Origin of the sequence: Microcoleus sp. D3_18a_C4 (assembly GCF_036702415.1) — a bacterium.
Taxonomy (GTDB): domain Bacteria; phylum Cyanobacteriota; class Cyanobacteriia; order Cyanobacteriales; family Microcoleaceae; genus Microcoleus.
This window is the reverse complement of record NZ_JAUBTI010000187.1, coordinates 1-5,796: the sequence shown is the minus strand read 5'-3', so window position 1 is coordinate 5,796 and position 5,796 is coordinate 1. Positions and strand designations below refer to the sequence as shown.

General features: G+C 50.9%; 2 protein-coding genes. Both read left to right on the top strand.

Features of this window, described 5'->3' with window-relative positions:
• Nucleotides 1–780: calcium-binding protein (locus QUB16_RS32720; RefSeq protein ID WP_333322519.1), on the top strand; the 780-nt coding region annotated here is incomplete at its 5' end.
• Nucleotides 781–1,705: 925 nt separating this feature from the next.
• Nucleotides 1,706–5,796: DUF4347 domain-containing protein (locus tag QUB16_RS32715; protein ID WP_333322517.1), on the top strand; the 4,091-nt coding region annotated here is incomplete at its 3' end.

The window sequence follows — 5,796 nt, the reverse complement described above, 5'->3', positions numbered from 1 at the left end:
ATTGTCGGGGATGAGGGGGACGATTCGCTTTACGGTGGCTTGCAAAACGAGTTAGTGTCCGATGTTGATGGACGCGACTTGTTATTTGGGGGAGATGGAAATGACTTTCAGGGTGGGGGTGAGAGTTCCGACTCTCTCGATGGGGGTTTTGGTAACGATACCCTTCGTGGAGGCAAGGATGATGATGTAGTACAGGGAGATGCTGGCAACGACTTGATGTACGGCGACTCAGCCAGCGATATTTTGTGTGGCGATGAAGGTAATGATACGATTTTTGGCGATCGCGGGGAAAATCGGCGAGGCGCTGTGGGCCAAGAGGGTCAGCAAGACTGCATTAACGGTGGTAGTGGCGATGACCTGTTATACGGCAATGAAGGTCAAGATACTCTCAACGGTGATGATGGTAATGACACCCTCCACGGAGGGAAAGATAGCGATATTCTCAATGGGGGTGTTGGGGATGACTGGCTGTTTGGCGATGGGGGAGATGATACTTTGATTGGAGGTATTGGGAACGATCGCTTTGTGTTAAGCGCTAATAGCGGTATGGATACTGTGCTCAATTTTTCCGTAGGAACTGATAAGTTTGTCCTGGCTGGTGGCTTGAGTTTTGAGGCTTTGCAACTTAACTCGATGGCTAATGGCACACTCTTACAAGTTGCGGCGACTGGGGAGGTTTTGGCTCAGATTTTTGGGGCTGATAATACTCTTAGTGCTGTGGATTTTCTGACTCTTTCTTGTTCAGAGAAAAGCGCATTCAATCCCCTGCATTTTTCGTAAAATTTTAGCAACTCGGTTTGTTAAATAAACCGAGTTTTTTAATGTTTTCAAAAAATAGTGAGCGAGCTGGTGAATTATATCCATTCCGCTAACACCGGAATGATATCAAATTCGCGCTTATCGTCGTGATAAAGTTGAATCAAGCTGCCAACAAATATTAGCGCAATTTTCATTGTTTTGATTCACAGTCAACCGTCAACCGTCAACCGTCAACAATCATTCCGGGGCAAGCGGAATTGATATTATTGGGTGATTCGACTTGCTGATGACCATGAAATTGGTGGTTAGTGAGTCATTCATTCGTGAGAAAAGCCCGAAAACTAAGTTGAGGACTACAAAATTTCTAATCTTTTTTTGAGGGAAGATAGATGATATGATATTCTGCGGGGTGACACCCATAAAATTGGTTTGTGATGAGGACTCAAGTCTTAATAAAAGTCTGAGAAATGAAGCCTTTTTTTCTACAAAAGCCAACAATTGTCAACTGCTTTCCGGCACCCAATCGGGAGCATCTCATATTTGTAAAAACACTTCTTCTGGCTCCTGCCTTCTTCCTCTTCCATCCTGCCTCGCAGCAAGAGAGCCTCCTGCCTCAAAACTCCAATTTCTAGCTTGGCTGCTTTCATTGAGATGCTCCGAACAAATCTCGCATTACACGGTGTATTTTGGTACATAGTGTCCGTTGTTTTTCATCGTAAAATAATTTAGCGCCACGTTTGACTTGGCTAAAAAACGCCTGATTTCCCAGCTAAATACAGGGAAGTGCTACTTTGGGAAGATGTCGATCAAAAAAAAATCGCAGTAAATAGAACTTGTTAACTATGCGAAGTCGAGAAATTAGCAATGAGAAATTTCCTATTAGCAATTAACACTAACATCACTCACTGAAGATTGACAATTAACAAATCAAGGAGCTATCTAACTCATGAAAAATTTATGGTGCAACTACTCATCGCCTATTCACAAATCAAGTTGCGATCGCCGCGACACCGATTGCATAAAAGCTTCTTTGATTGGGACGCCGTTAGTCGGCGATCGGGCGAGGGATATTTCCTGTTTAACAAAAGCGAGTCTGGCCGTCAATACTCAAAATAAAAAACATTTAGTTTGCATCGATCCGAGGGTAGAGAATTATCAGCATCTTGCCAGCGGAGTCAAACCGGGGACAGAGATAATTGTCCTCGATCAAACTCTGGACGGAGTAGAACAAATTACCGAGATTCTAGCTAAACGCAGCTTAATTGCCAGCCTTCAGATAGTGGCTCACGGCAATGAAGCTTCCGTGCAACTGGGGTCAACTGTACTGAAGGATGAAAACTTACCAAAGTACGATCGGCATTTGCAGCAGTGGGGAAATTCTTTCACGGAAAAAGCCGATATTTTATTGTTAGCGTGTAGGGTGGGGGCTGGAAAATCAGGGATTGCTTTCGTGCGGAAGCTGAGAGAACTAACAGGTGCAAATATAGCCGCTTCCAACAATTTAATTGGTAGTGCAAAGTTAGGAGGAAACTGGAAATTAAATGTTACAGCAGGACGAGTAAAAACCGCAATAGCATTTGAAACAAAAACGCAGGAAACTTACAGCGCTGTCCTCATTACTTTAGTTGACGAAACTTTTCAAGATGCAAGTCTAATAGGGCCTTGGATATCTGGGGTCAGCGGCACGGCAGACCTTCCAGCTTTAACAGCAGGAACCGGAACGGAGAGTTTTCCGGGTTTGAACATCGACCCGCCCGGCAGCGGGGCTTTGAGATTAACTTCAAGAAGTTTTGACCAATCTACTTTTGCCATCTATAACAGTGCGGTACCAGCCAGCAGTGGCCTTAAAATTGTCTTCGATATATTTGCCTACAACGGCACTGCACGTCCGAATTTATCCAATAATTTGACAGGGGACGGCATAAGTTTCTTTTTAATTGACGGTAGTGTGACGCCAACAAAAGCTGGAGGCTATGGAGGTTCTCTCGGCTACGCCCAAAATATAAACGAAAATCAGGCCGGTTTACTCGGAGGTTATTTAGGAATTGGATTTGATGAATTCGGAAATTTTTCAACTCAGAATGAAGGGCGTATAGGCGGAACTGCGGACGGGTCTAGACCAGATTCGGTAACGCTTCGAGGTAGCCAAGCTACGCAATATCGGTTTTTAACTTCTAACTTTGTGCCGGGGGGAGTAGATAATATTCCCAATCCCGTAAGTCCGCCAATCAACAGCATTACTAGGACTCGCGAACCAGCCAGAAGAAGAGTTCAAGTTATTTTGCAACCTCCCACTTCTTCTGCAACGCCCAACCGTCGTCAACTTACTGTTAGCTTTGATCTCAACAATAATGGTTCGTTTACAGATCCGGGCGAGACTATTATCGACATTGGCAATTTAGAGGGAATAAACGGGCAAATCCCGGCAACATTCAAATTTGGTTTTGCTGGTTCAACGGGAGACGCAACAAATATTCACGACATTCGCACTTTGTCGATCCAAACTATAAACGTGCCGACTACTACAGCAGATGTTGCGACAACGAAAAAAGGCCCGGCTGCTGCGGCACCGGGTAGCAGCATTACTTACACAATTACGACAGTAAATAATGGCCCGAACCCGGCCGAAAACGTGCTGGTTGAAGACCAACTGCCCCGAGGGGCAGTATTTGGCAGTGCCGACGGCAGTGGCACTTTCAACCCGACAACGAGACTGGTCTCCTGGCGTATTCCGAATTTACCTGTTGGGGCCAGCACCACCCGCACCGTAACCGTTACCGCCCCAACTACACTCGGCCCTATTACAAACAGTGTATTCAGCAGCAGCAACACGATCGATCCCGTACCCGCCAACAACAGTGGCAGCAGCCCGGATGCGAGAGTCACCACCACTATTACGAACGATAGCGCCGATGTAGTGACGGTCAAAACCGGGCCAGCTACTGCAGCTACGGGCTCGACAGTCACCTACACAATTACGGCCACTAACAGTGGGCCGAGTGTGGCAACCAATGTGGCGATCGCCGACACCATTGTTCCGGGCTTAACAGGAGTCAGCGTCTCGGAGGGCGGAAGTTACAACGCAACTACAGGTATTGTGACTTGGACTGCCATCCAATCCCTAGCCCGCGCCGCCAGCGCCAACAGAACCGTCAGTTTCGCAGTTCCCGCCACCGGCGGCCCGATCGCCAACACTGCTAGCAGCACCTCAACGAGCCCAGACCCCAATCCTGCCAACAACAACGGCAGCAGCCCTCAAGCGCGAGTTACCACTGCTATCACCCAGAGTGCCGATGTAGTGACGGTCAAAACCGGGCCCGCTACTGCGATCGCCGGATCGACAGTCACTTACACAATTACGGCCACTAACAGTGGGCCGAGTCCGGCAACCAATGTGGCGATCGCCGACACCATTGTTCCGGGCTTAACAGGAGTCAGCGTCTCGGAGGGCGGAAGTTACAACGCAACTACAGGTATTGTGACTTGGACTGCCATCCCATCCCTAGCCAGCGCAACCAGCGCCAACCGAACCGTCAGTTTCGCAGTGCCCGCCACCGGAGGCACCGTCGCCAACACTGCTAGCAGCACCTCAAGTACCCCAGACCCCAATCCCGGCAACAACAACGGCAGCAGCCCGTCGGCAAGAGTCACCACTGCTATCACCCAGAGTGCCGATGTAGTGACGCGCAAAACCGGGCCCGCTAGTGCGGCTGCGGGCTCGACAGTCACCTACACAATTACGGCGACTAACAGTGGGCCGAGTGCGGCAACCAATGTGGCGATCGCCGACAGCATTGTTCGGGGCTTAACAGGAGTCAGCGTCTCGGAGGGCGGAAGTTACAACGCAACTACAGGTATTGTGACTTGGACTGCCATCCCATCCCTAGCCAGCGCAACCAGCGCCAACCGAACCGTCAGTTTCGCAGTGCCCGCCACCGGAGGCACCGTCGCCAACACTGCTAGCAGCACCTCAAGTACCCCAGACCCCAATCCCGGCAACAACAACGGCAGCAGCCCGTCGGCAAGAGTCACCACCACGATCGCCGATAGCGCCGATGTAGTGACGCGCAAAACCGGGCCCGCTAGTGCGGCTGCGGGCTCGACAGTCACCTACACAATTACGGCGACTAACAGTGGGCCGAGTGCGGCAACCAATGTGGCGATCGCCGACAGCATTGTTCGGGGCTTAACAGGAGTCAGCGTCTCGGAGGGCGGAAGTTACAACGCAACTACAGGTATTGTGACTTGGACTGCCATCCCATCCCTAGCCAGCGCAACCAGCGCCAACCGAACCGTCAGTTTCGCAGTGCCCGCCACCGGAGGCACCGTCGCCAACACTGCTAGCAGCACCTCAAATACCCCAGACCCCAATCCCGGCAACAACAACGGCAGCGATCCCGGCGCAACTGTTACCACCAGCATCGCCGCTGCCCCGACTCCGACTCCCCCACTCCCACCGACTCCGACTCCCCCACTCCCACCGACTCCGACTCCGACTCCCGCCAACCAACCACCGATAGCTAGCAACGTCAACCTCGAAATCGGCCCCAGCAGCGCTGTGGCGATCGCAGGACTGGGAGGAAGCGACCCCGACGGGTCGATCGAATCCTTCACCATCAATACCGTCCCACCAGCAAATGAAGGGCTGATATTTTTAGGCAATCCCGAAACCGGCGGCCGGATTGTCACCGCCGGTGAAATTCTGACACCTGCTGACATTAACCAATTATTTTTCCAATCGACAGCCAACTTTACAACAGCAAATTTCACCTACAGCGCTACAGACAACCAGGGTGCCACCAGCCCCGCCAGCGCTACTGTATCGGCCCTGCGGCCGATGCCAAACCAACCGCCCGTAGCTAACAACGTCAACCTCGAGATCGGCCCCAGCAGCGCTGTGGCGATCGCAGGACTAGGCGGCACAGATCCAGACGGGTCGATCGCATCCTTCACCATCAACACCGTCCCACCAGCAAATGAAGGGCTGATATTTTTAGGCAATCCCGAAACCGGCGGCCGGATTGTCACCGCCGGTGA